Below are 24,104 nucleotides of genomic sequence, written 5' to 3' on the forward strand. Positions count from 1 at the left end.
TGAACAACAGAAACAGGATAATCATGCTCGATCCCAAACGTGTCCGCACCCAGACTGAAGAGATCGCCCGTCGCCTTGCTATCAAGGGGTACACCTTTGACAAAGCCACATTCGATCAGCTCGAGGAGCGCCGTCGCGCGATCCAGGTGAAAACGGAAACTCTGCAGGGCGAGCAGAACCGCCGGTCCAAATCCATTGGCAAGGCCAAGGCGGCCGGTGAAGACATCCAGCCACTACTGGACGAAGTGGAAGACCTGAAGAAACAGAAGTCAGAAGCGGAAGACGAGTTACGGGTGTTACAGGAAGAATTGAACGACTTCCTCGCCAGCATACCGAACCTGCCCGACGACACCGTGCCGGCCGGAGAAAGCGAAGACGATAACGTTGAGGTGCGTCGCTGGGGCACTCCCAAACACTTTGATTTTGAACCAAAGGACCACGTTGCCCTGGGCGAAGCGCTTGGTGGCCTGGACTTCGAGACCGCCACTCGTCTGGCTCATTCCCGTTTTGCTGTGATGCGCGGCCCGGTTGCCCGCCTGCATCGGGCGCTTGCCCAGTTCATGATCAACCTCCACACAGACGAGCATGCGTATACGGAAGCCTACGTGCCGTACCTGGTCAACGCAGACACGCTCTTTGGGACGGGCCAGCTTCCCAAATTTGAGGAAGACCTTTTCCGCATGGACGGGGAGAAGCCTCTTTATCTGATTCCCACGGCGGAGGTTCCGGCCACCAACCTGGTTAGCAACACCATTCTTGATGCAGCAGAACTGCCCCTGAAGCTGGTCTGCCACACTCCCTGTTTCCGTAGTGAAGCCGGCTCTTACGGCCGTGATACCCGCGGTATGATCCGCCAGCACCAGTTTGATAAGGTGGAGCTGGTGCAGGTCGTTCGCCCGGAGGACTCCGAAGCGGCGCTCGAGGCGCTGACCGGGCACGCCGAAAAGGTACTGCAGCTCCTCGAACTACCGTACCGGTTGGTTGACCTCTGTGGCGGCGACATGGGGTTTGCGGCCGCCCGTACTTATGACATCGAAGTCTGGTTACCGGGCCAGGACAAATATCGCGAAATATCTTCCTGTTCCAACGCCAGGGATTTTCAGGCACGGCGCATGCATGCACGCTGGCGTAACCCGGAAACCAATAAGCCGGAGCCCGTTCATACCTTGAACGGATCCGGGCTTGCCGTTGGCCGCGCACTGATTGCGGTGATGGAGAATTATCAACAGGAAGACGGCAGCATCCTGGTTCCCGAGGTCCTGAAACCGTATATGGGAGGCGTAGACAGAATACAATGAGTGACAGACTCGACGATGCACCATGGAAGGGCGTTGGTGCAAAGCCTGCACCAGTTCGGTACCACAAGAATCCGGTAACGGAAAATCCGAATAGCTCCGAAGGGGAGGTTGCACTCGTGGGTGCCGGCCCCGGTGATCCGGAGTTACTGACATTGAAGGCGTGGCGCCTGATCCAGTCAGCGGAAGTGGTGTTGTACGACCGCCTGGTGTCGCCGGAAATCCTGTCACTTATTCCTGAATCCGCCGAGCGTATTCATGTGGGCAAGCAGCGTGCTAACCACACCTTGCCCCAGGATCAGATCAACAGCCGCCTGGTGGAACTCGCCCGCAAGGGACGCAAAGTGGTGCGGCTCAAGGGTGGTGATCCCTTTATTTTTGGCCGTGGCGGCGAGGAGATTGAAACCCTCGCGGCGGCCGGTGTGCGCTTCCAGGTGGTGCCCGGCATTACCGCTGCTTCCGGTTGCGCCGCCTACGCCGGCATTCCGCTTACGCACCGGGACCACGCCCAGTCAGTTCGGTTTGTCACCGGCCACCTGAAGAATGACACCTGCGACCTGCCTTGGAAGGATTTCGTCCAGAACAACCAGACCCTGGTGTTCTACATGGGCCTGGTCGGGCTACCGATTATCTGCCAGCAACTGGTTGCCCACGGTATGTCTCCGGAGATGCCGGTGGCGCTCGTTTCAAGAGGGACAACGCCCCATCAGCAGGTTGTGACCGGGGACCTGACAAACATCGTGGAAAGGGTGGAGAGGAATGCGGTGCCTGCCCCCACATTGGTCATCATCGGCAACGTGGTGACCTTGAGAAGCAGGCTCGACTGGATCGGGGGCTGAAATCAGCCCCGACGCTTCGGCAGAACGTCCTTCAGTTTCTCCCGCATGTCACGCAGGGCTTTTTCAGTGGTCTCCCAGTCAATACAGGCGTCCGTCACGGACACACCGTATTTAAGATCGGCCAGGTTTTCAGGAATCGACTGATTGCCCCAATTCAGGTTGCTTTCCACCATCAAACCCTGGATGGACTGGTTGCCCTCAACGATCTGATGGGTGATGTCCTGCAATACCAGAGGCTGTATGGCCGGGTCCTTACTGGAATTGGCGTGGCTGCAGTCAACCATGATCGACTGACGGAGTTTGGATTTCTCCAGTGCCTGCTCACACAGGGCAACGTTGACTGAGTCATAGTTGGGTTTGCCACCGCCGCCACGCAGAACCACGTGACCGTAGTTGTTGCCCCGGGTACGGATGACCGCGACCTTGCCTTGCTGGTCAATGCCCAGGAAGCTGTGAGGGTGGGAGACCGACTTCATGGCATTAACCGCAACGTCCAGGCTGCCATCGGTACCGTTCTTGAAGCCAATGGCCATGGACAGGCCACTGCTCATTTCCCGGTGAGTCTGAGATTCTGTGGTGCGCGCGCCAATAGCGGACCAGGAGATTGTATCCTGCAGGTATTGCGGGGAGATAGGATCCAGTGCTTCTGTCGCCGTGGGCAGTCCCAACTCGGAGATATCCAGGAGCAGACGACGGCCGATGTGCAGGCCCTGTTCAATGTCGAAGGTGTCGTTGAGGTGGGGGTCGTTAATCAACCCTTTCCAGCCAACGGTGGTGCGAGGCTTCTCGAAATACACCCGCATGACGATCAGCAGGGTATCGCTGACTTCTTCTGCCAGCTTCTTCAGCCTGGCGGCGTATTCCCGGGCAGCTTCGACATCATGAATGGAGCAGGGGCCCACCACCACAAACAGGCGATGGTCCTTGCCGTCCATGATGTCATAGATGGCCTGGCGGCCTTTTTCCACGGTTTCCGCGGCCTTGCCGGAAAGCGGCATCTCCTGCTTGAGCGCTTCAGGGGTAATCAAAGGTTCCTGACTCGCCACATTCAGATTCTCTAGTTTGGTGCCCGACATTCTGTTGTTATCCCCGTCGCATAAAACATGACTGGCCGGCGCTTAGTTGCGGTAAACCCCGGCGAGTTGGTTATACTGCGTTATTTGATGAACCTTTTCAACGCTTCTGACGCGCGGGGAACGGATGCAGCAGAGCACGCAGAAAAAGCGCAAAGTACTGTCCCGGAAACAGGTGGTAAAGAGGATTGGGGACGTGCTTTCAGGCATTCGTGTACCCGATCTTCCCTATCCCGCGGGAAAGGTTGCTGCAGACGCAGCCAGCGACTGGCGCCCATTGTTGCTGTCCTGCTGGACGGAGCAGCGGGATGAGCCCGTGACCCGCGTTATCCGCTCGGTATCCTTGACCTGGTCGGTCAGGCAGATCAATTCCGCCTATGTGGCGGACCGAATCATGGATGTGTTTCTCAAGACCAGCGGCCTCCATCCCGAACTGGCCCTGCGAATTGCCCGCCTTCGGTTCTTTCTCGCCTGGCGAATGAACCTTGAGGGAGCTGGAGCGCTGAACGATACCATCGTGCACTGGCTTGACAGCCTGCAGGACTGCAGGGGCTGGAGTGGTTCCGGCGGGCGCTCAGGGAGGGCCCTCCTGGATCAGTTGGATTCACTGACCATAGCGGTGTCCGGCTGTTTCGATTCCGGGGACGTCGGGCCGGTTATCGAATTCTGCCGTCAGTGGGAAGAGGATGCGGGAAAGCGCGAACAGCAGAATGAGCGTTTACGTCAGCGGTTGCTGGAAACCGAGCAGGGCGCCGCCCGTCAAAGAAAGTCGGAACAGACGGCTAGGGCATTGGTGGGCCGGGCCCTCCAGAATCGTCAGCTGCCGCAAGCCGTGGTTCGGTTTATCTTTGATCACTGGTTTGCCCTGATCAAGCAGATTGTCTGGCAGGAAGGCACCGAGGGCGACAACTGGCGGCATGCCAGCAAACTGTTGGAATGGCTTGTCTGGATTGGTGATCCGGCGCTTTCCGACAAGGACAGGAACCGCCTCTATACGGTGGGGGAGCAAATTGGTGACCGGATCAGCGACGTCTGGAACCGCGTCAACGGTAAGCCCCTGGATGACTCGGCCCTGCAAGGAATCCAGTCGGTTATGGTGGCTCGTCTGAGGGGCGAAACGCCCGAGCTGGTTTCCGCGTTGCCGGAAGGCGACCGATTCTCCTGGGATCCTTCCTGGTTGTCGTTTTCCGCACCGCCCGAGGCCGAGGTTGAGCCGTTGTTGGGAAAATGGTTTGTGGAAGGTGAGGGCGCCGCGGAGCGACGTCGGTATTTCTTTGCTCTGCTACCGGATACCTGTGAAGTGCTCTGGACCAATGGTGCCGGGGTCAAACTGGGACTAATGCCCTGGCCAAGGTTCTCCACGGCTCTCGATAGCGGCACCCTGAGATTATTACCACCATTGACTCCCTTCGGTCAGGTGTTGGCGGAAACCATTACCTCGCTATCTGTGGTGCTTGAACGCCAGACGTTGCAACGGGAAGAAGCCGCCAGGGAGGCGAGAGCCCGGGCAGAAACCTTGCGTCGGGAAAAGGCGGAAGCGGAACAATTGCGCCAACAGGAGGAAGCCGCCAGGCAGGCTGAACTCGCAAGGCAGAAGAAAGCGGCAGAAGATCGACGTATCGCTGATGAAGAAGCCGAGCAGCAACGCCTGTTGCAGGAGCGGGAGACCGCTGCGAGGGAGTTGGTGGAAGGCATCAAACTGGGCGGTTGGATCGTCGAGGAAAGTAGCAGTGAGGGCAAGGATGCCGTTCGCCTGAAGCTGGCCGTACGGATCAATGCCTCCCGGAAGTTGGTTTTTGTGGACCGACTGGGGCTGAATCGCCGCGAATTCCTGGTGGATGAACTCGTGGATCACGTGGTGATGGGCCGGGTACGCGTACTTGGTAGCTCTGCAGAGTTTGATGACGCTCTGTCGCGGGTGGTTGGCCGTATCAGGGTCGGTCGAAACTGACCGGATAAAACACTATCGGATAGATGATCATGAGCGATATCGATTACAGTTTTGGCGACTATGAGGATGCTCCGGAATCTGGGGATAACCGTTCCGAGTACCGGCTGGCTGCGAGCGCAAGTGTGACCCTGGAGCTGGAATCACCGATTCCGGATGTCGAGGGGGATCAGTCCGGACGGTCTCTGGTATCACGCACCAGCGATGTCTCTGCCCGTGGTATCCGGTTGACGACCGCAGAACCGGTAACCCAGGGTGCGCTCTTACCTGCCTGGGTCAGTCTGGAGGATGACAATAAGCCGTTTGGTCTGATGGTGGAGGTTGTCTGGTGTCGTGCAAGCACTGAAACCAGTTGGCTGGTGGGACTTCAGATACTGGAGTCGGATGACACGTCCTATCTGGAGTGGGTGGAAGCTGTCGCAAAGGCGATGTCTGAGGGTTAAGTCGCCCCGGCAAGGCCCGAAAGCCCTGCCGGGAAAACCGGGAGCTTCAGTCTTCCAACTCGCCCATGCCGGTAATGTTGAAGCCGGCATCAACGTACATGATTTCACCAGTAATGCCGCTGGCCATGTCAGAACACATGAAGGCAGCCGCGTTACCCACTTCGTCGGTCGTCACGTTGCGGCGTAACGGTGCCCGCCTGGCATTCTCGGCCAGCATACGGCGGAAGCTCTTGATGCCAGAGGCCGCCAGGGTCTTGATTGGCCCTGCCGAGATGGCGTTGACCCGGATGCCATCACGCCCCAGGCTGCCGGCCATATAGCGAACGTTCGCCTCAAGGGAAGCCTTGGCCAGTCCCATGACGTTGTAGTTCTGCAGTACTTTCTCGGCACCCAGGTAGCTGAGGGTCAGCAGGGAGCTGTTTTCATGCATCATCTTGCGACCGGCCTGGGCCAGGGCAACAAAGCTGTAGGAGCTGATGTCGTGGGCGATGCGGAAGCCTTCCCGCGTGGTGACGTCCACATAGTTGCCATCCAGCTCGTTGGCCGGGGCGTAACCGACAGAGTGGACAATAATGTCGATGTCGTCCCAGTGCTTGCCCAGTTCGGTGAACACAGCTTCTATTTCGTCATCGCTGGCAACATCGCACGGGAAAATCAGCGAACTGCCCCAGCCTTCGGCGAATTTCTCTACCCGGGATTTGAGCTTTTCATTCTGGTAAGTGAATGCCAGCTCGGCGCCTTGTTTGGCAAAGGCTTCGGCGATGCCATAAGCGATCGAGTGTTTGCTTGCAACGCCGACAATCAGTGCTTTTTTGCCACTGAGTAATCCCATAACGATTCTCCCTGTGTTTCAGTTTAAGGCATTATCCATGAACCGCAGCGGTGCGGGTAACGCTCAATTGGTCGTAGTAATCGGGCGTGGCCTGTCATTGCGCTTTATTGGCTGTAGAACAGGGCCGCCCCAAGCAGTTCACGGGTGTAATCGTGCTTTGGTGTATTGAATATCCCGGCGGCATCGCCGTATTCCACGACCCGACCACTCTTCAGTACCAGCAATTTGTGGCTCAGTGCCCGGACCACGGCCAGATCGTGGCTGATAAACACATAGCTTAGACCATATTTGTCCTGGAGATCCCGCAGCAGGTTAATCACCTGTTTTTGCACCGTCCTGTCCAGGGCAGAGGTGGGCTCGTCCAGAATGATGAGTTCCGGCTGCAGCACCAGCGCCCGGGCGATGGCAATGCGTTGGCGCTGACCGCCGGAGAATTCATGGGGGTAGCGGTGACGGGCCTGTGGGTCGAGCCCGACGTCGGTGAGCGCCTGTATGACCCTTCGGTCCTGCTCTTCGGGTGTTGCCGGTACGTGTATTTCCAGGCCTTCACGCACGATCTCGGCGACTGACATCCGCGGGCTGAGGCTACCGAATGGGTCTTGGAACACAATCTGAATACGGCTGCGCCATGGCCGGAACTGCTTCTGGTCGAGCGGACCGAGTTCTTCGCCGCTGAGCCGAATACTGCCGCGACTGGAAGTGAGCTTCAGCAGGGCGTGGCCGATCGTGGTCTTGCCACTTCCGCTTTCACCAACGATACCCAGGGTTTCGCCTTCGTTGAGCGAGAAACTGACGTCATCGACCGCCTGAAACCACGATTGAGGCCGACCAAACAGGCTTTTGCGGGTGACGAAGCGCACATCTAGGTTGTTCACGTCCAGCAGCGACTTGTTGTCGACCACGGCGCCCGACGGCGAGGCCGGTGGTTCCGCGTCCAGCAAGCGACGGGTATAAGCATGCTGTGGCTCTTCAAACAGCTGCGCTGTCGGCGCTTCCTCGATCAGTTGTCCCTGCTCCATCACCACGACATGGTCTGCATAGCGCCGCACGATGGACAAGTCGTGGGTGATCAGCAAGATCGCCATGCCCAGCTTTTGTTGCAGGTCTTTTAACAATTCCAGTACCTGCTTCTGGACAGTGACGTCGAGTGCTGTTGTCGGCTCGTCTGCGATCAGCAGGTCCGGCTCGTTGGCGAGGGCCATGGCAATCATTACGCGCTGCTTCTGGCCGCCGGAGAGCTGATGAGGGTAGCTCGTCAGGCGCTCTTCAGGCGAGGGGATGCCGACCAAATCCAATAGTTCCACGCAACGGGCACGAGCCTGTGGGCCACGCATCCCCTTGTGCAGTGCCAGGGTTTCGCTGATCTGCTTTTCCACCGTGTGCAATGGATTGAGCGAGGTCATTGGCTCCTGGAAAATCATGCTGACGTGACGTCCGCGGATCTGTCGAAGGCGTTTCTGGCTGGCCTTCAGCATGTCCTCTCCCTGGAACAGGATGGCACCTGAGGGATAACTGGCGTGGCGTTCGTCGAGCAGTTGGAGGATGGACAGGGCGGATACGGATTTCCCGGAGCCGCTTTCTCCCACCAGGGCGACGGTTTCACCATTGTCGATACTCAGCGACAATCGATCCACGGCCTGAATGGTGTCGTCAAAACGTATGGACAGATCCCGGATTTCCAGCAGTTGCGACATATCAGTTTTTTCTCGGATCGAAGGCATCACGGACGGCTTCACCGACAAACACCAGCAGCGTCAACATGATGGACAGGGACACAAACGCCGATATACCCAGCCACGGGGCATGGAGGTTGGATTTACCCTGGGCGATCAGCTCACCCAGTGAGGGTGACCCGGATGGTAGGCCAAATCCCAGGAAGTCCAGTGACGTCAGGCCGGTTATGGCACCGGTCAGGATGAACGGTAGAAAGGTGAGGGTGGCCACCATCGCGTTGGGCAGGATATGGCGGAACATGATCTTGCGGTTGCCCAGACCCAGGGCTCTCGCGGCCTTAACGTATTCGAAATTGCGGGCGCGCAGGAATTCCGCGCGAACCACATCCACCAGACCCATCCAACTGAACAACAGCATGATGCCCAGCAGCCACCAGAAATTAGGTTGCACGATGCTGGACAGAATAATCAGCAGGTAGAGCACCGGAAGCCCTGACCAGACTTCGATAAACCGCTGCCCCAGCAGATCAACCTTACCACCGTAGTAGCCCTGGATAGCACCCACAACCACGCCCACGATGCAGCTGAGAATGGTCAGCACAAGCCCGAACAGGACGGAAATGCGGAACCCGTAAATCACCCGCGCAGCCACATCCCGGCCCTGGTCATCGGTGCCGATCCAGTTTTCAGCGCTGGGTGGGGCCGGAGATGGTACCTCAAGGTTATAGTTCGTGGTGTTGTAGCTAAAACGAATGGGAGGCCAGATCATCCAGCCATTTGCCTCGATTTCATCGGCGATAAACGAATCGCGGTAGTCGGCTTCGGTGGGCAGAAACCCGCCGAACGTCTCCTCGGGTACACTTTCCACGATCGGAAAGTAAACATCCCCTTTGTAGTAGGCGACCAGTGGCACGTCATTCGCAATCACCTCGGCGATGAGTGAGAGCCCAAAGAGGGCCAGAAATACCCACAGGGACCAGAAACCACGACGGTTGTTGCGGAAGTTGCGCAGTCGCCGTTGCTGGATGGGAGAGAGCGTCACCATACCTACGATCCCTCCCGGCTTTCGAAATCGATGCGGGGATCCACCAGAACGTAAGTGATATCGCTGATCAACTTCAGTACCAATCCCATCAGCGTGAAGATATAGAGGGTGCCGAATATCACCGGATAATCCCGGTTCAACGCTGCCTCAAAGCCCAGTAATCCGAGGCCATCCAGGGAGAAGATCACTTCAATCAGCAATGAGCCTGTGAAGAATAGCGACACAAGCACGCCGGGAAGGCTGGCAATGACGATCAGCATGGCGTTGCGGAACACATGCCCGTAAAGCACCTGTTTCTCTTCCAGACCCTTGGCCCTGGCGGTCACCACATACTGCTTGCTGATCTCATCGAGGAAAGAGTTCTTGGTCAGCAGGGTGAGGGTGGCAAAGCCACCGATGACATTGGCCGTTACAGGCAATGCGAGGTGCCAGAAGTAATCTCCGATTTTCTGGTACCAGGTAAGTTCATCGAAATTGGACGACGTCAGCCCCCGCAGCGGAAACCAGTCCAGATAACTGCCCCCTGCGAACAGGACGATCAACAGTATCGCAAACAGGAAGCCTGGTATGGCGTAACCCACCACGATGGCAGAACTGCTCCAGACGTCGAATCGCGATCCGTCGGTGACCGCCTTGCGGATGCCGAGGGGGATCGAGATCAGGTAGATGATCAGGGTGGACCACAACCCCAGGGAGATGGACACCGGCATCTTGTCCAGAATCAGTTCGATCACCGAACGGTCCCTAAAAAAGGACTCGCCAAAATCAAAGGTGGCGTAATCCCCGAGCATCTTCAGGAATCGCTCGTGGGCCGGCTTGTCGAAGCCGTACATAACCTCTATTTCTTTGAGCAGCTCTTCCGGCAGGCCACGGGAGCCGCGGCTGTCGCCACTTGAGGAGGTAACCTCGCCGCCGGCACCACCGCCGCTGGCCCGGGAAAGGGCGCTACCACCGTGCCCCTCGGTTTCCGCAATCAACTGCTCAACGGGACCGCCAGGGGCGGCCTGAACAATGACGAAATTGAGCAGCATGATCCCGAGGAGGGTGGGGATTATCAGCGCAAGGCGCCTGAGGATATAACTGCCCATTCAGCGGAACTCCGTCAAAGTTGTATCAGAGATCTGCGTCATTGGTCAGTGCTTTTTACCCACCAGTTGTTGATGTCCACACCGTTTTTGGGAACCGTCTCCGGCCGTTGAAGGAACGACCAGTAGGCGATCCGATCCTTGGCCAGGTACCAGTTTGGAATCACGTAGTGTCCATGCAGCAGCACACGGTCCAGCGCCCGCGTACGATGAACAAGCTCCTCCCGGGTAGGCGCCTGGATGACCAGGTTGACCAATTCATCCACCACCGGGCTATCCACCCCCATATAGTTGCGCGAGCCCTTCACATCGACATTGGAGGAATGCCAGTACTCCCGCTGCTCATTGCCAGGAGAGTCGGACTGGCCGATGCCCTGGACGGTCATGTCGTAGTCGAACTCACGAAGGCGCTGGATGTACTGGTTGGTATCCACCAGGCGTACGGACACATCAATGCCGAGTCTTTCGAGGTTGTTCTTGAAGGGCAGCACCACCCTTTCAAAGGTTTTCTGAAAGATCAGGATCTCGAAGGCCAGGGGATTACCGGTTTCCCGGTTCACCATGGTGCCATCCCTGACCTCATAGCCGGCCTCCCGTAACAACGTCAGGGCGGTACGGAAGTTATCGCGAAGCCCACCTTTACCCGCCGTCGAAGGGGGTTGATACTCTTCATTGAATACATCGTCGGGCAATTGATCGCGGTAAGGCTCAAGGATCTCCAGTTCGCGGCCTTCGGGCAGTCCTGATGACGCCAGCTCGCTGTTCTCGAAGTAGCTTGAGGTACGGGTGTATTGCCCGAAGAAAAGATTTTTGTTGGCCCATTCAAAGTCAAACGCGTAAGCCAGCGCTTCCCGTACACGAGGGTCGCTGAATACCTGGCGGCGGGTGTTCATCGCGAACGCCTGCATGCCGGCAGGGCGGCCATGTTCTACGGCTTCAGTTTTAACCTTGCCGGAGTCAAACTGGTTACCGGTGTAGGCGGTGGCCCAGTTCTTGGCCGAGGACTCTACCCGAAAATCGAAATTACCGGCACGGAAGGACTCCAGGGCGACGGTGTCATCCTTGTAGTAGTCATAGTGAATTTCATTGAAGTTATACCGCCCTTTTCGCACTCCGATGTTCCTGGCCCAGTAATCCTCCACCCGTTTGAAGGTGATGGAGCGGCCCGCCTCGAAGTCGCCAATGCGATACGGACCGCTACCAACGGGCGGTGTCAGACCGTTGTCGCCAAATTCACGATCTTTCCAGTAATGACTTGGAAGAACGGGCAGTTGGCCAAGAATCAGTGGCAGTTCACGGTTGTTGGTGTCACCAAACTCGAAGCGGATAGTCCGCTCATCTTCGATGATTACCTCGGACACGTCTGCATAATAGTTGCGATAGAAAGGATGGCCTTTGGTGGTCAGAACATCGAACGAAAACTTCACGTCCTTCGCGGTAATGGGGTTACCATCCTGGAACCGGGCTTCATCACGCAGATGAAAGGTAACGTAACTGCGGTCTTCCGGGGTTTCAATAGACTCGGCAATCAGGCCATACGCGGAAAAGGGTTCGTCCGCCGACGGTTCCATCAGCGTATCGTATAGGTATGTGTTAATGCCCGCCGCGGCTACACCGCGAATAACGAAAGGGTTAAAGGTGTCGAATCCATTGGCCACCACGGCCATTCGAAGCACGCCGCCCTTGGGCGCCCCGGGGTTAACGTAGTCAAAGTGTGGGAAGCCTTCGTCGTATTGGGGGGCGCCGTGCATGGCGATGCCGTGACGTGCGTCCGGCTCGGCTGAAGCTGATTGCCATGGAAGGAGAACCATGGCGGTAACGGTCAAAACACTGATGAGGGATGAGGCTTTCCGTGTTCTTGTCATAGATCTCGCACGTTTCGGTTCAGACTCAGGGGCTGTTTCTTATGTCGACATAGAGTACCAGACTTTGCCCGGGCTGAAGATAACGTGAGGTGTTGAGGTCGTTCCAGCTTGCGATGTCTCTCACATTAACCGCAAACCGGCTGGCGATGGTCGACAGGGAATCCCCTTTGCGGACCTGATAGCCCACCTTGCGTACCATGCCTTTGCCACGATTGGTGCTGGCCAGCATGGCGGGTTGTTTCGACTTGGACCAGATGACGAGTTTCTTGCCGGGCATCAGTGGATCACCAGGTGCCATGCCATTCCAAGACGCCAGCTGGCGGACGGACACCCGATGCTCGCGGGCAATATCCCAGAAGGTGTCCCCGGAGCGAACCTTGTAGTCAACCCGGGTGCCGTTGGCGTTCTTGCCGCTCCGTTCCTGCTTTCTGGCGAGTCGTTCACTGGCGCTCAGGGAATAGGTGCCCGCCTGTTCGGCAGCAGAGGGAATCATCAGCCGTTGGCCGATGCGAATGATGTGACTGTCGAGGTTGTTGACCTGCTGTATCACCGAGGGTGTGGTGGAGTAGCGTTTGGCAATGGTGCTCAGGGTGTCGCCGGATTCCACCTTGTAGTTCCGCCAGGAAACGCGCTTCGCCGGATCCATGCCCTTGAGGGCCGTAGCGAAGGTTTCAGCTTGGTCGCGGGGAACTAGCAGACGGTGGGGACCATCCGGTGACGTAGCCCAGCGATTGTACGAGGGGTTGAGCAGGTAAATTTCGTCGATATCGACACCGGCCAGTTCCGCTGCCTGGGCCAGATCAAGCTGCGAACCGGTGTCGACGACTTCAAAGTAGGGCTCGTCGTCCAGCGGGGGCAGTTCGATGCCGTGGGCCTGTGGATTATCAAAGATCTTCGCCAGGGCGATCAGTTTTGGGACGTAATGGCGAGTCTCCCGAGGCAGGTCGAGGGACCAGTAATCCGTTGGCTGATTGCGCTTGCGGTTGCGGCGCATAGCGCTGGAAACCGTGCCCCCACCACTGTTATAAGCCGCAAGTGCCAGCATGTAGTCGCCGTCAAATCGCGTTGCCAGTCGGTCAAGGTACGTCAGCGCCGCGTCGGTGGCAGCAATGATGTCGCGGCGATCGTCATGCCACCAGCTTTGGGTCAGGCCAAAATACTTGCCCGTGGAAGGAATGAATTGCCACAGGCCGGCAGCACGGCCGTGGGAGTACGCAAACGGATCGAAGGCACTCTCCACCACGGGCAGTAGGGCCAGTTCCGTGGGCAGCCCGCGTTTCTCGGCTTCGGATACAATATAGTGCAGGTAGCGGCTGCCACGATCGACGACTCGATCAATGTAGCGCGGGTGCTTTTTGTACCAGTTCAGTTGCGCCTGGACCCTGGGCTCGCTGGCATCGTGATCCAGCGCGAAGCCTGCCCGCAGGCGGTGCCACAGGTCCGGTGTGGCGTCATTTTCTTCCGCGATCTTCTGGTCAGGATCGTCGAGCTTTTCCCTGGCGTCTTCCGCAGTTTTCTTGAGCGTTGGGTCGATGGCGTCGTCGAGCTCCGTCCGGGACGCGCGGCCGGTTGATTCGTCACCAGGCGAGGACTCAATCGCTTCTTTAAGCTCATCGTCACCGGCGGCCACGGTCAGTTTTTCTGAGGCCAGTACGTCACTTGATGGAGACTCTGAGAAAGGATCAAGAGCGCTGCAGCCACTGGCAAGTGCGCCAAGGAGAAACAGGGTGGAAAATCGCGAGACCGTCATATGACTACTTCCGGTGGCTGGTCGACGCCGGGGTGAACTGTATGAAAACCCGGCATATTTAATGAGTTATGACACAAAAGTTTCACGGATTCTATTGGAAGGCTTTTCGGGGGGTCAACAAGACTCGCGTTACGTCATTGATAGAAATTGTTACCCGCCTCTGAGCGTATCCTTTAGGACGTGTCCTTTAGAATGTGTCTTTGCCGTGCCTTGTGGCTGCGAACACGTCGTTGTCCGATTCGACGGCCAGGCCCGCTTTCTGAGCGTATTGGTGCGCAGCTTCGATGACCGCCTTGTCGTCCCAGCGCAGGAAAGGGTTAAGTTGCTTTTCCTCACCAAGGATGGATGGAACGGTGGGCATGCCATCTTCGCGACGTTTCTGGCAGCGGGCTTCGAAATCCCTGAGCGGCTCGTCATCAGGTAGCCAATGACGGGCGAATTTAAGGTTGGCTAGTGTGTATTCGTGGGCGCAATACACGGCTGTGTCGTCTGGCAGGCCCCTAAGGCTTTCCAGCGAGCGTTTCATTTGCTCTGGAGACCCTTCAAACAGGCGTCCACAACCGCACACAAACAGGGTATCGCCACAAAACAGGACCGGACGGTCGTTGACATGAACATCGGTATAATAGGCAATGTGGTCGAGAGTGTGCCCGGGAACACCAAGGACACTGAATGTGAGCTGTTGCCAGACCACGTCATCCCCGGGGTGCACCTCACTGGTGGCGCCCTTGAAGGGAGAATTCGCCGGGCCGATGATTCTGCAGTCGGATACTGTTCCGGCGAGTTTGCTCACGCCGCCAACATGGTCAGGGTGGTGGTGGGTCACCAGGATGGTGTCCAGTTCCAGTCCGTTGTCTGCCAGGAACTCGATGACCGGCTCCGCCTGCCCGGGGTCCACGATCAATGCCTTACGGTCCTCACTGTTGGACAGGCACCAGATGTAGTTGTCATTGAAGGCTGGAATAGCGTTAATGGTCAGCATAGGCTCCACATGTGCGATACGAGTGTGACTGTTATCATAGAGTATTAATCCCGGTGCCCCAACACCGGAGAAACGAACCAGGGGAACGCAGCAATGAGCCCAACAGGTGACGTTGACTATCCCGCCCGACATGACAGCTTCGAGAGCTGGTTCCAGACGCCCCTGGGCCGTTCACTGCTGGCTGACCAGCGCGCCTGCGTTGAGCGCCATGTTCGCGCCCTCTCCGGTGCGAGACAGTTGCAGGTTGCCGTCAGTCATCGCCTGCCACTGGCCAGTGGGACGGATTTTGCCCAACGTGTTCTGACGACGCCGAACTGGCAGTCTTCCATTCCCGACGGTGTGGCGGTCTGCGATGCCGATGAGTTGCCCTTTCCCGGTGACTCCATGGACCTGGTGATTCTCCACCACACGGCGGATTTTTCGCCGCATCCCCACCAGGCTTTGCGAGAGGCCTCCAGGGTGCTTAGGGGGGAGGGCATGATGGTGCTGATCGGGTTTAACCCGTTTAGCCTTTGGGGCGTGAGGAAACTGGTTTCCAGGCACCATGAAGGCCCCTGGGGTGGTCGTTTTCTGATGAAGGGACGCATGGAGGACTGGCTCCGGCTACTGGACTTTTCTGTGGAGTCCTCGGGCTCCTCGTTTTTCCAGGTTCCGCTTCAGCGGGCGGCACTCGCAGAGCGCAGGGGCCTGATGGAAAGGGTGTGCGGCAACCGTTTCCTGCCGGTGGGGGCTTATTACTGTATCCTTGCCAAAAAACGCGTTTACTCCAGGTTACAACGGAGACCAGCCTGGCAGGGGCAGAAAGTCATTGCCTTGCCAGGACGGGGCGCAGTGGGAGCTTCCCGTGACTACCCGGCGCGCCCCGAAAACGGTCGGTGCGCCATACTGAAACACAAGCATGTCGAGGAGTATTGATGGCCGGTAAGGTTGTTCTCTATACCGATGGCGCCTGCAAGGGCAACCCTGGGCCAGGAGGCTGGGGCGTTGTTCTGAGGTACGGCGATGCCAACAAGATGTTGCACGGTGGTGAAGCGAATACCACCAATAATCGCATGGAGTTGATGGCTGCGATACAGGGTTTGAAAGCGCTCAGGCGCGCCTGCGACGTGGAACTTTATACCGATTCCCAATATGTCCGTAAGGGCATCACCGAATGGATGACGGGCTGGAAGCGAAACGGTTGGAAAACATCCGCAAAGAAGCCGGTCAAGAATGAAGATCTCTGGCGGGAGCTGGACAATGAGGTGGCCCGCCACAAGGTCAATTGGCATTGGGTGAAAGGGCACTCGGGCAATCCTGACAACGAGCTGGCAGACGAGCTGGCCAATCGCGGTGTGGAAGAACTGGCGAACGCCGGATAACAACGGCGTAACCAATGGGGTAACCATAGGAAAACCATGAGACAGATTGTACTGGATACGGAAACCACCGGTATCGACCCGACGGAAGGTCACCGGATTATCGAAATTGGCTGCGTTGAGTTGATGGAACGTCAGATTACCGGTCGGCACTATCACGTCTACATTAACCCGGAGCGGGAAGTGGAGGCGGAAGCCATAACGGTTCATGGCATCACCAACGAGTTCCTGGCGGACAAGCCAAAATTCGCCGAAATAGCCGACGAGTTCTTTGAGTTCATAAAAGGGGCCGAGCTGGTTATTCACAACGCGGCGTTCGATATTGGATTCATGGATTCCGAATTCGCCCGTCTGAAGCCTGTTCGCAGGACGACTGAACATTGCGGCGTGGTGGACTCCCTTGCCATTGCCCGCAAGAAGCATCCCGGCCAAAAAAATAATCTGGACGCCTTATGCAAGCGTTACGGGATCGACAACAGTAATCGCGAGCTGCACGGCGCTTTGCTGGATGCGGAAATCCTTGCTGACGTCTATCTTTTGCTGACTGGCGGGCAGACAGCACTCTCCCTGGATGCTGGCGGTGACGAAGCTGGCGGTGAGGGCGGTATCCGTCGCCTGGCGGATAATCGCAATCCGTTGCCGGTACCCAGGGCCAGTGACGATGAGCGCTCCGCCCACGACGAATTCATGGCATTGCTGGCAAAGCAGGCCGGTACAACTGTATGGGATAAGCTTACAGCTGAAGAATAAGCCGAGCTAAGCAGAATATTCTTTTGGCAGTGCGAACTGTGTGTCGCGCTGTACGTTTTGTTACATTCCTGCTTTCTTGAGCTACTTGAGTTTTGTGTTATAAGTAATGATAAGTTCGCGAGTTTTCGCGAACTTTTTATTTTAGCCGGGAAGGGTAAATCTGGCTCATAAAGTGATTCTTCAAACAACCGAAAAGATCACATTCCAAGAACAGGACGCGGTAGTTTCCGCATAATTTACAGGAAGCGTTTATGGTTCAATCGTCTCTGGCGACGAAATCACAGTCATTTGATCTGGTCAAAAGTGAGATTGAGCAGACCATCAGACAGGCAGAGTCCAGCCTTGAACGCTTTCAGGAAAACCGTGAAAGCGGTGAGGATCTGCAGAACTGTGTGGATTTTCTGAATCAGCTCCGCGGTATTTTCATTCTTGTCGAACTGCGTGCCGGCACTCTGTTGTGCCAGGAAGCCGTCAGTATGGCCAATGATGTTCCCGTTGGCGCCAACGATGACAAGAATATCCTCCTGACGACTCTCAACAGCGCATTGTTCATTTTGCGCCGTTATGTTGAATACTATCATCAGCAACGTGCGGACCATCCGGAGCTGCTGCTGCCGGTTATCAATGATCTGCGCGAAGCCCGCAAGGAAAAACCCTACCCGGAATCCTGTTTCTTCGATGTTGACGTCAAGGAGCGGCCGGACTTCTGCTCGGGGCTTTCTCTTCAGGCGTTTGACGGTAACGAAGCGGAATACGAGATACTGGCCCGCCGTATGCGTTTGACGTTCCAGGTAGCGCTGTTGGGTGTGCTTCGTGAAAAGAACGATGTGGTGAGTAAAAAGTTGTTTGGCCGGGCGGCGCGTGGATTTGCTCGGCTTTGCCAGGGGCAGCCCATGGGGCAGATGTGGTGTCTGGTTGCCATTGTGGCGGATACCATGCTTGATCGGGTCATGGGGTTCAGCAAAGCCCGCAAGCGCATGTTCATGCGTATCGAGAAATATTCCCGTGAAGTCGTATACGTCGGCAAGGTGGCCACGGCCAAGGATGCGCCGGATTCTCTCATTCGTGATCTGGTGTACCTGCTCTATAGAAGTGGATCGGCAAATCCCGAGGTAACCTCCGTGTTGTCAGCTTATCGACTGACGCCCGCGGAATTCCCGGACTCCATGCTTGATGCCCATGCCCGTCGTCTTTATGGCCCGGGCACCGATGTTCTCAAATCGTTGTCGACGGCGTTGCAGGACGAACTGAATCAGCTAAAGGACAAGCTGGACATTGTTGAGCGCGGCATCGAGCCGGACCTGGCGGAGTTGTCCTCCATTGCAGATGCGCTTGAGCGCCTTGCCAATACACTGGTGATGCTGGATCTCAACCAGCTGGGAACCATGGCCCGGGGTGAGGCCGTGAAGTTGCGGACCTGGGAGGAAGAGAATCGCCTGCCAGCGGACGATGAGCTCTACAAGCTGGCCGATTCCGTATTGGGTATCGAGGACGCGGTGATGCAAATCGTGGTTCGTGGCATCACCTCGGAAACCGACGCTCTTGCTGGTGGGCAGCGTACCCGTGAAGAATCTCTTTACCTTCAGGAAGCCACCTACGTGGTGGCCGACGAAGCGAAAAGTGCGCTAACCCTCGCAAAACGTGCCATAACGGCGTTCATCGAGTCCGACTACGACAAGCTCCACCTCGCCAACCTGCCTGCTACGTTGCACAGTATCTGGGGTGGTCTGCACATGCTGGACGATCCCGGCGCGGCTTCGGTGTTGGAGCGTGTGGCGGCGTCCATTCAGGAACGATTGCTGGATGCCAGGGAAGCGCCTCAGGCTCAGGTGTTGGAAGCACTGGCGGACGCACTAACGTCCCTTGAGTACTATATAGAGAGTGTAGGCAGGCGCGAAGATCGAAATGCTGACCTGTTGAAGCTGGCGGAATCCTCATTGGAGGACGTGGGGCTTTAGTCCTGTTGCGTTATTCAATGGCCATAAAAAAACCTGCCGTTTGGGCAGGTTTTTTTATGGCGTTCAAAGAGCGATCAGCCTATCGATCAGCCCATGTTGAACAGCTCGCCCAGCTTGGTTGCCAGCATCATGTCGCCTTCAGCGCGCAGCTGACCGGCCATAAAGGCTTGCATGCCATCGGTTTCGCCGGAAACGATGCCCTGCAGGGTTTCGGAGTTCATGATCAGGGTGACGGAAGGATCGTCATGGGCGCCTTCAGCCATCTTGCAGGTGCCATCCTTGATAACCAGGTGATAGGTCTTGTCGTCCTCGATGTCGAACTGGAATACCAGATCCAGGCCTTCAGCTGCGTCCGCGTTAAAATTTTGTTCGAGTTTCTCGAATATCTGAGCTACAGACATTATTTTACCCTTATTGATGGTTGTCGTGGCGTATTGACGGCTTCTGGTTCCTGGCCTTTCGCCTGCGTGGAAGCCCGGGTGAGCCGACGTAGCCATTCGACTTTAGGGTTAGACATTACTGGTGTCAAGCTCGATCGAACGCTTGTTTTAATTTGTTATTGGTTCTATGGCTTGTACCTCAGGGCACCTCGGTTACAATCGAGCGCTCAAGAATAATCCTGGAGAAGCAACTTGGAATTTCTGACAGAGTTCGGTTTGTTTATTGCGAAAACGGTCACCCTCGTGGTGGCGCTTCTGGTCATTGTCTCAGTGGTTTTATCCGCTGCCCATAAAGACAAGGACGATCAGGGGAGTGACGGTGAGCTGCGGGTTCGCAAACTCAACGAGAAATACCGCAAGCTGAGGGAGTCACTTCAGGCCAAACTGCGCAGCGATTCAGAGCGCAAGGCTTTTGAAAAAGCCCGTAAAAAAGAAGACAAGGCCAAACAGAAAGCCGAGAAGGCCAAGCGCAAATCCGGTGATGCTGAGGAAAAACCCCGTCCCAAGGTGTACGTGCTGGACTTTGACGGTGATATCAAAGCCAGCGATACGGACTCTTTGCGCCGCTCGATCACAGCGGTGCTCAGCGTTGCGGAGCCCGAAACCGATGAAGTGGTGATACGTCTCGAAAGTGGCGGCGGCCTGGTTCACTCTTACGGACTCGCGGCTGCCCAGTTAGACCGTATTCGCGCCAAGGGTATCCGGCTTACGGCCTGCGTCGATAAAGTCGCCGCAAGCGGCGGTTACATGATGGCGTGCGTGGCTGACCGGATTGTCGCGTCGCCATTTGCGATTCTCGGGTCAATTGGTGTTGTTGCCCAACTGCCCAACTTCCATCGTTTCCTCAAGAAAAACGACGTCGACTTCGAAATTCTGACCGCTGGTGAGCACAAGCGCACCATGACCGTATTCGGCGAGAACACGGATAAAGGCAGAACCAAATTCCTTGAAGACCTTGAGGATACCCACGTGTTGTTCAAAGAGTACGTGGGTGAACGCCGTCCGGAACTGGATATTGCCGCCGTTGCAAACGGCGATATCTGGTTTGGCCGCCGCGCGCTGGAGGTCAAACTGGTGGACGAGATCAAGACCTCCGACGAATATCTCATTGAGGCCTGTGACAGTGCAGACGTAATCTCGGTAGGTTTCCAGCGCAAACGCACGTTGCCGGAAAAGCTTGGCCTGGCCACCAGCGCGGCACTTGAACACACCGTATGGCGGGTACTGGGCGCATTCCGCAACCAGAAAATCCAGTAAACCTACAGTAACGGGAACAGAGTCATGACAAACGACACCGAGTTCAAGGCATGGCGCGTTCAGGAGCAGGACGGCGAATACGAGGGCTCTGAGCAGACGCTGCACGTATCCGATCTGCCCGAAAACGACGTCCTGATCAAAGTCAGTCATTCGTCCCTGAACTACAAGGATGCCTTGTCGGCCTCCGGTAATAAGGGCGTTACACGTAACTTCCCCCACACTCCTGGCATCGATGCTGCCGGGGAAGTCGTAGAAGCCTCCTCTGGCTCCTTTTCAGCCGGCGACCAGGTACTGGTAACCGGCTACGACCTGGGCATGAACACCGACGGCGGCTTCGGCGAATACATCCGGGTACCGGCCGAGTGGTGTGTGGCAATGCCCAAGGGCTGGAGCGCCCGCACCGCCATGATATACGGCACGGCCGGCCTTACGGCGGGTCTGTGTGTACAAAAGCTATTGACCATGGGTGCCAGGCCAGAGCAGGGCAAAGTCGCCGTCAGTGGTGCCAGTGGCGCTGTCGGCAGCGTAGCGGTTGAGCTGCTTGCAAGCCTCGGCTTCGAAGTCGTGGCTATCAGTGGCAAACAAGATCATGCCGACGCACTCAAAAACCTTGGTGCCACGGAAGTGCTGGGGCGCGAAGCTCTGGCAGCCGAAAAGAAGCCAATGCTGAAACCCGCCTATGCCAACGCCGTGGATACCGTTGGCGGTGGTCCACTGGCGGAATTGCTGAAGCAGATCCACCCAGGCGGGTCCGTTTCCTGCTGCGGTCTGGTCGCCGGGCCACAACTGGAAACCACCGTTCTGCCGTTTATCCTGCGGGGCAACAACCTGCTGGGCGTGGATTCGGTTGAAATTCCGCTGTCGGACAAACAGTCAGTCTGGGACAAATTTGCCGGTGACTGGGCGTGCAGGAAAACAGAAGCGTCTGCCCGCGATATCGGGCGTGGTGAACTCGATGGAGCCTTGAAGGCGTTTCTGAAAGGGGAGTCATCAGGGAAAATCGTTCTGGATCACTCCAAGTAGGCAACTACGAGGTTGATATAGAAGAGAAGGGGCTTACTTTCCAAAACTGTGCGGAGCCAGGGATGGCGGAGCCCAAGCGTCACATGGATGTGCCGCAAGGAGCGTGTTTTGGAAAGTAAGCCCCTTCTTTTCGTACTCCTGAAGCGAATGCCTCAGGTCAGGAAGCCCGACGACGAAACAACGGCTCGTCCGTATCCGTCGCCGCCTGATACCCCTGGGTAAAGAAGTTCAGGCAACGAGCTGCCTTGTTGATATCCTTGTCGGCGCGCAGTACGTACGTGTCAAAACCGCACCGCTTCATAAACTGCAGCTGATCAAGAAGCACATCACCGACCGCACGAAGTTCGTTCCGGTAGCTCAGGCGCTCCCGAAGCAGCCGCGCGATACTGTAACCGCGGCCATCGCTGAACTTGGGAAAGTTCACTGCGATAACTGGCAGCTCGTTCACCACGCCAGCCAGAGTCTCCGGCTCGTCATGGCTGTCGAGCCACACACCAATATCATCACGACCTTCAAAGTGTTCTTTGCCCGCTAACCAAAGGTCTGCGGGAATCAGGGCAGGTTGCTCCGGAACATCCAGAGACTCGCCGTCTGCTGGCCTTGGCACAACAACCCAATCGTCCTGACGGATACTTCCGTCACTGGTGATCACATCAGGCATAAACCCGCTCCTTGAATGGCTCGATGCCAATACGGCGATAAGTATCCAGGAAAGGCTCTTCCTCGGTCCGGTTATCGACGTACACATTAATGATTTTCTGCATCACTTCCGGCATATCTTCCCGGGCAAAAGAGGGCCCGAGAATCTTGCCAATCGCGGCATCGTGATGGGAGGAGCCGCCCAGGCTGATCTGGTAGAACTCCTGACCCTTCTTGTCGACGCCAAGGACGCCAATGTTGCCCACATGGTGGTGGCCACAGGCGTTCATGCAGCCGGAAATGTTCAAATCAATGTTGCCGATGTCGTACAGGTAGTCCATATCATCGAACTGGCGCTGAATGGACTCCGCCACGGGAATAGACTTCGCATTCGCCAAGGCGCAGTAATCGCCACCGGGGCAGCAGATAACATCGGTCAGCGTATTCAGGTTCGCCGTGGCAAAGTCCATCGGTGTGATTGCTTGCCACAGCTCAAACAGTTGGTCTTTCCGGACATCCGCCAGAACTACGTTCTGCTGATGAGTCACCCGTACTTCACCAAAGCTGTACTGGTCCGCCAGGTCGGCAATCTGTTCAAGTTGGCGATCACTGACATCGCCCGGCGGCGTGCCGGTTTTCTTCATGGTCAGTGTCACAATGGCGTAGCCAGGGTTCTTGTGGGTATCCACGTTGTGGCTGATCCACTGATCAAACTCGCGGTTCTCGAATCGTTGGGTTGCCAAAGCGTCCTTCACATCCGGAACCTGCTGGTAGTCCGGCTCAGTGAAATACCCTTTGAACTGCTCAATGGCTTCCTGGGTCAGGCGAGTGGGAGAGTCCTTGATGTGGGACCATTCGTCTTCCACCTTCGCCGCAAAGCCTTCGGGCGTCAGGGCCTTCACCAGAATCTTGATGCGGGCCTTGAATTTGTTGTCCCGGCGACCGTAACGGTTGTAAACACGCAGCACGGCTTCAAGATATGTGAGCAGGTCCTGCTCCGGCAGGAAGTCACGGATAACCGGGCCTACCATCGGCGTACGTCCAAGACCGCCGCCCACGTGAACACGGAAGCCGAGTTCACCCTGATCATTGCGCACCATCTGCAGGCCGATATCATGCACCTGGATAGCAGCGCGGTCGGTATGTTCGGAGGCGTTGACGGCCACTTTGAATTTGCGCGGCAGAAAAGCGAATTCCGGGTGGAAGGTAGACCACTGGCGGATGATTTCGCAGTAAGGGCGCGGGTCGGTGATCTCGTCAGCCTGCACACCGGAAAACTGATCCGTGGTGGTGTTGCGAATGCAGTTGCCGCTGGTCTGGTTGGCGTGCATTTCCACTTCCGCCAACTCGGCCAGGATATCCGGTACGTCTTCGATTTCCGGCCAGTTGAGCTGAACGTTCTGGCGGGTTGTAAAGTGCGCATAACCTTTGTCATAGTCACGGGTTATGCGTGCCAGGCGGCGAAGCTGGGTAGAACGGAGCATTCCGTACGGAACCGCGATGCGCAACATCGGGGCAAGACGCTGTACATACAATCCGTTCTGAAGTCGCAGTGGAAGAAACTCGTCTTCGCTCAGCTCGCCAGCCAATGCTCTCTCGGTCTGGTCACGGAATTGTGCAACGCGCTCGGCAGCCATCTGCCGGTCGTGTTCGTCATAAACATACATAGTGGAACGTCCTGCTGAAACGCTGGAAATACGGCTTTAGTGCCATTTCTTGCGTGGGAGAATATCACCGTGTCATTATTCTTAAAATGATTATTTCCAAATATGTTTATCGACTAAGGTGATATAGAAAGCCAGATATTGCTGGACTGATTACAATTTCCCGCCTAGATTTAAAGAGGCGT

The 24,104-nt window shown here is 56.6% G+C and carries 20 protein-coding genes and 1 pseudogene; 10 read left to right on the plus strand and 11 right to left on the minus strand.

Annotated elements, in window-relative coordinates; all coding sequences use genetic code 11:
* Positions 1–23 precede the first annotated feature (23 nt).
* Entirely contained in the window at positions 24–1,298 is a 1,275-nt protein-coding gene (serS, locus tag SIC19_RS19090) for a serine--tRNA ligase (protein WP_041333307.1), read from the plus strand.
* A 14-nt stretch (positions 1,299–1,312) separates the two neighbouring features.
* Positions 1,313–2,134: pseudogene (gene cobA / locus SIC19_RS19095) on the plus strand (uroporphyrinogen-III C-methyltransferase); the annotation flags it as partial.
* Positions 2,135–2,136: 2 nt separating this feature from the next.
* Here cobA and SIC19_RS19100 read toward each other — a convergent pair.
* On the minus strand, positions 2,137–3,210 hold the full coding sequence (locus SIC19_RS19100) for a 3-deoxy-7-phosphoheptulonate synthase (protein WP_036205509.1): 1,074 nt from the start codon (positions 3,208–3,210) through the stop codon (positions 2,137–2,139).
* Between the two features lie 124 nt (positions 3,211–3,334).
* On the opposite strand from SIC19_RS19100, the gene SIC19_RS19105 reads away from it, so the two are divergent.
* On the plus strand, positions 3,335–5,158 hold the full coding sequence (locus SIC19_RS19105) for a DUF1631 family protein (RefSeq protein ID WP_041333309.1): 1,824 nt from the start codon (positions 3,335–3,337) through the stop codon (positions 5,156–5,158).
* 29 nt (positions 5,159–5,187) lie between these two features.
* The gene (locus SIC19_RS19110) at positions 5,188–5,598 is read left to right on the plus strand and encodes a PilZ domain-containing protein (RefSeq protein ID WP_036205924.1); all 411 of its coding nucleotides are present in this window, start codon (positions 5,188–5,190) and stop codon (positions 5,596–5,598) included.
* 46 nt (positions 5,599–5,644) lie between these two features.
* Here the strand turns inward: SIC19_RS19110 and SIC19_RS19115 are convergent, their stop codons facing one another.
* The 7 genes from SIC19_RS19115 to gloB form a co-directional block, all read right to left on the minus strand.
* Positions 5,645–6,430 carry an enoyl-ACP reductase gene (locus SIC19_RS19115; RefSeq protein WP_036205512.1) on the minus strand — a complete coding sequence of 262 codons (786 nt, stop codon included), beginning with the start codon at positions 6,428–6,430 and terminating at the stop codon, positions 5,645–5,647.
* 104 nt (positions 6,431–6,534) lie between these two features.
* Positions 6,535–8,124, minus strand: a complete 1,590-nt coding sequence (locus SIC19_RS19120; protein WP_127401373.1) for an ABC transporter ATP-binding protein — start codon at positions 8,122–8,124, stop codon at positions 6,535–6,537.
* A gap of 1 nt (position 8,125) precedes the next feature.
* Positions 8,126–9,145, minus strand: coding sequence for an ABC transporter permease (locus SIC19_RS19125; RefSeq protein ID WP_206512174.1), 1,020 nt, complete (start codon positions 9,143–9,145; stop codon positions 8,126–8,128).
* A gap of 5 nt (positions 9,146–9,150) precedes the next feature.
* On the minus strand, positions 9,151–10,236 hold the full coding sequence (locus SIC19_RS19130) for a microcin C ABC transporter permease YejB (protein ID WP_041333313.1): 1,086 nt from the start codon (positions 10,234–10,236) through the stop codon (positions 9,151–9,153).
* Positions 10,237–10,274: 38 nt separating this feature from the next.
* A complete protein-coding gene (locus tag SIC19_RS19135; RefSeq protein ID WP_127401371.1) occupies positions 10,275–12,098 on the minus strand; it encodes an extracellular solute-binding protein in 1,824 nt (607 codons plus the stop codon).
* A 25-nt stretch (positions 12,099–12,123) separates the two neighbouring features.
* Positions 12,124–13,848 carry a LysM peptidoglycan-binding domain-containing protein gene (locus SIC19_RS19140; RefSeq protein WP_126812554.1) on the minus strand — a complete coding sequence of 575 codons (1,725 nt, stop codon included), beginning with the start codon at positions 13,846–13,848 and terminating at the stop codon, positions 12,124–12,126.
* Positions 13,849–14,035: 187 nt separating this feature from the next.
* Positions 14,036–14,830 (minus strand): hydroxyacylglutathione hydrolase, encoded by a 795-nt coding sequence (gene gloB, locus SIC19_RS19145; protein ID WP_091643895.1) that lies wholly within the window; start codon positions 14,828–14,830, stop codon positions 14,036–14,038.
* Between the two features lie 93 nt (positions 14,831–14,923).
* Between gloB and SIC19_RS19150 the strand changes: the two genes are divergently transcribed.
* From SIC19_RS19150 to SIC19_RS19165, 4 genes are all read left to right on the plus strand, one after another.
* Positions 14,924–15,745 carry a class I SAM-dependent methyltransferase gene (locus SIC19_RS19150; RefSeq protein ID WP_085680564.1) on the plus strand — a complete coding sequence of 274 codons (822 nt, stop codon included), beginning with the start codon at positions 14,924–14,926 and terminating at the stop codon, positions 15,743–15,745.
* Positions 15,745–16,191: a ribonuclease HI gene (rnhA, locus tag SIC19_RS19155; protein ID WP_091643897.1), complete on the plus strand. Its 447-nt coding sequence runs from the start codon at positions 15,745–15,747 to the stop codon at positions 16,189–16,191. The genes SIC19_RS19150 and rnhA overlap by 1 nt, the downstream gene beginning before the upstream one ends.
* A 36-nt stretch (positions 16,192–16,227) precedes the next feature.
* The gene (gene dnaQ / locus SIC19_RS19160; protein WP_036207494.1) at positions 16,228–16,938 is read left to right on the plus strand and encodes a DNA polymerase III subunit epsilon; all 711 of its coding nucleotides are present in this window, start codon (positions 16,228–16,230) and stop codon (positions 16,936–16,938) included.
* A 251-nt stretch (positions 16,939–17,189) separates the two neighbouring features.
* Positions 17,190–18,896: a chemotaxis protein gene (locus SIC19_RS19165; RefSeq protein ID WP_127401368.1), complete on the plus strand. Its 1,707-nt coding sequence runs from the start codon at positions 17,190–17,192 to the stop codon at positions 18,894–18,896.
* A gap of 86 nt (positions 18,897–18,982) precedes the next feature.
* Here the strand turns inward: SIC19_RS19165 and SIC19_RS19170 are convergent, their stop codons facing one another.
* On the minus strand, positions 18,983–19,297 hold the full coding sequence (locus tag SIC19_RS19170) for an SCP2 sterol-binding domain-containing protein (protein ID WP_007154761.1): 315 nt from the start codon (positions 19,295–19,297) through the stop codon (positions 18,983–18,985).
* 231 nt (positions 19,298–19,528) lie between these two features.
* Between SIC19_RS19170 and sohB the strand changes: the two genes are divergently transcribed.
* Together sohB and SIC19_RS19180 are read left to right on the plus strand one after the other, a co-directional pair.
* Complete coding sequence (gene sohB / locus SIC19_RS19175) at positions 19,529–20,593, plus strand: protease SohB (RefSeq protein ID WP_036207487.1); 1,065 nt, start codon at positions 19,529–19,531, stop codon at positions 20,591–20,593.
* A 24-nt stretch (positions 20,594–20,617) separates the two neighbouring features.
* Positions 20,618–21,616: a YhdH/YhfP family quinone oxidoreductase gene (locus SIC19_RS19180; protein WP_127401366.1), complete on the plus strand. Its 999-nt coding sequence runs from the start codon at positions 20,618–20,620 to the stop codon at positions 21,614–21,616.
* Between the two features lie 157 nt (positions 21,617–21,773).
* On the opposite strand, the gene SIC19_RS19185 is transcribed toward SIC19_RS19180, so the two are convergent.
* Both SIC19_RS19185 and SIC19_RS19190 read right to left on the minus strand, forming a co-directional pair.
* Positions 21,774–22,277 carry a DUF934 domain-containing protein gene (locus SIC19_RS19185; protein WP_127401364.1) on the minus strand — a complete coding sequence of 168 codons (504 nt, stop codon included), beginning with the start codon at positions 22,275–22,277 and terminating at the stop codon, positions 21,774–21,776.
* A complete protein-coding gene (locus SIC19_RS19190) occupies positions 22,270–23,922 on the minus strand; it encodes a nitrite/sulfite reductase (protein WP_127401362.1) in 1,653 nt (550 codons plus the stop codon). Before SIC19_RS19190 ends, SIC19_RS19185 begins: the two co-directional genes overlap by 8 nt.
* Positions 23,923–24,104: the final 182 nt, after the last annotated feature.

It is taken from the genome of Marinobacter sp. MIT930201 (assembly GCF_047122665.1).
Taxonomy (GTDB): domain Bacteria; phylum Pseudomonadota; class Gammaproteobacteria; order Pseudomonadales; family Oleiphilaceae; genus Marinobacter; species Marinobacter salarius.

Bases quoted from the DNA above. Each gene is read 5' to 3' on its own strand.
- SIC19_RS19170 (WP_007154761.1), bottom strand. From the start codon at position 19,297: ATGTCTGTAGCTCAGATATTCGAGAAACTCGAACAAAATTTTAACGCG.
- SIC19_RS19105 (WP_041333309.1), top strand. From the start codon at position 3,335: ATGCAGCAGAGCACGCAGAAAAAGCGCAAAGTACTGTCCCGGAAACAG.
- serS (WP_041333307.1), top strand. From the start codon at position 24: ATGCTCGATCCCAAACGTGTCCGCACCCAGACTGAAGAGATCGCCCGT.
- SIC19_RS19165 (WP_127401368.1), top strand. From the start codon at position 17,190: ATGGTTCAATCGTCTCTGGCGACGAAATCACAGTCATTTGATCTGGTC.
- dnaQ (WP_036207494.1), top strand. From the start codon at position 16,228: ATGAGACAGATTGTACTGGATACGGAAACCACCGGTATCGACCCGACG.
- SIC19_RS19130 (WP_041333313.1), bottom strand. From the start codon at position 10,236: ATGGGCAGTTATATCCTCAGGCGCCTTGCGCTGATAATCCCCACCCTC.
- rnhA (WP_091643897.1), top strand. From the start codon at position 15,745: ATGGCCGGTAAGGTTGTTCTCTATACCGATGGCGCCTGCAAGGGCAAC.
- SIC19_RS19190 (WP_127401362.1), bottom strand. From the start codon at position 23,922: ATGTATGTTTATGACGAACACGACCGGCAGATGGCTGCCGAGCGCGTT.
- SIC19_RS19180 (WP_127401366.1), top strand. From the start codon at position 20,618: ATGACAAACGACACCGAGTTCAAGGCATGGCGCGTTCAGGAGCAGGAC.
- SIC19_RS19185 (WP_127401364.1), bottom strand. From the start codon at position 22,277: ATGCCTGATGTGATCACCAGTGACGGAAGTATCCGTCAGGACGATTGG.
- SIC19_RS19140 (WP_126812554.1), bottom strand. From the start codon at position 13,848: ATGACGGTCTCGCGATTTTCCACCCTGTTTCTCCTTGGCGCACTTGCC.
- SIC19_RS19135 (WP_127401371.1), bottom strand. From the start codon at position 12,098: ATGACAAGAACACGGAAAGCCTCATCCCTCATCAGTGTTTTGACCGTT.
- SIC19_RS19115 (WP_036205512.1), bottom strand. From the start codon at position 6,430: ATGGGATTACTCAGTGGCAAAAAAGCACTGATTGTCGGCGTTGCAAGC.
- SIC19_RS19100 (WP_036205509.1), bottom strand. From the start codon at position 3,210: ATGTCGGGCACCAAACTAGAGAATCTGAATGTGGCGAGTCAGGAACCT.
- SIC19_RS19110 (WP_036205924.1), top strand. From the start codon at position 5,188: ATGAGCGATATCGATTACAGTTTTGGCGACTATGAGGATGCTCCGGAA.
- SIC19_RS19150 (WP_085680564.1), top strand. From the start codon at position 14,924: ATGAGCCCAACAGGTGACGTTGACTATCCCGCCCGACATGACAGCTTC.
- gloB (WP_091643895.1), bottom strand. From the start codon at position 14,830: ATGCTGACCATTAACGCTATTCCAGCCTTCAATGACAACTACATCTGG.
- SIC19_RS19120 (WP_127401373.1), bottom strand. From the start codon at position 8,124: ATGTCGCAACTGCTGGAAATCCGGGATCTGTCCATACGTTTTGACGAC.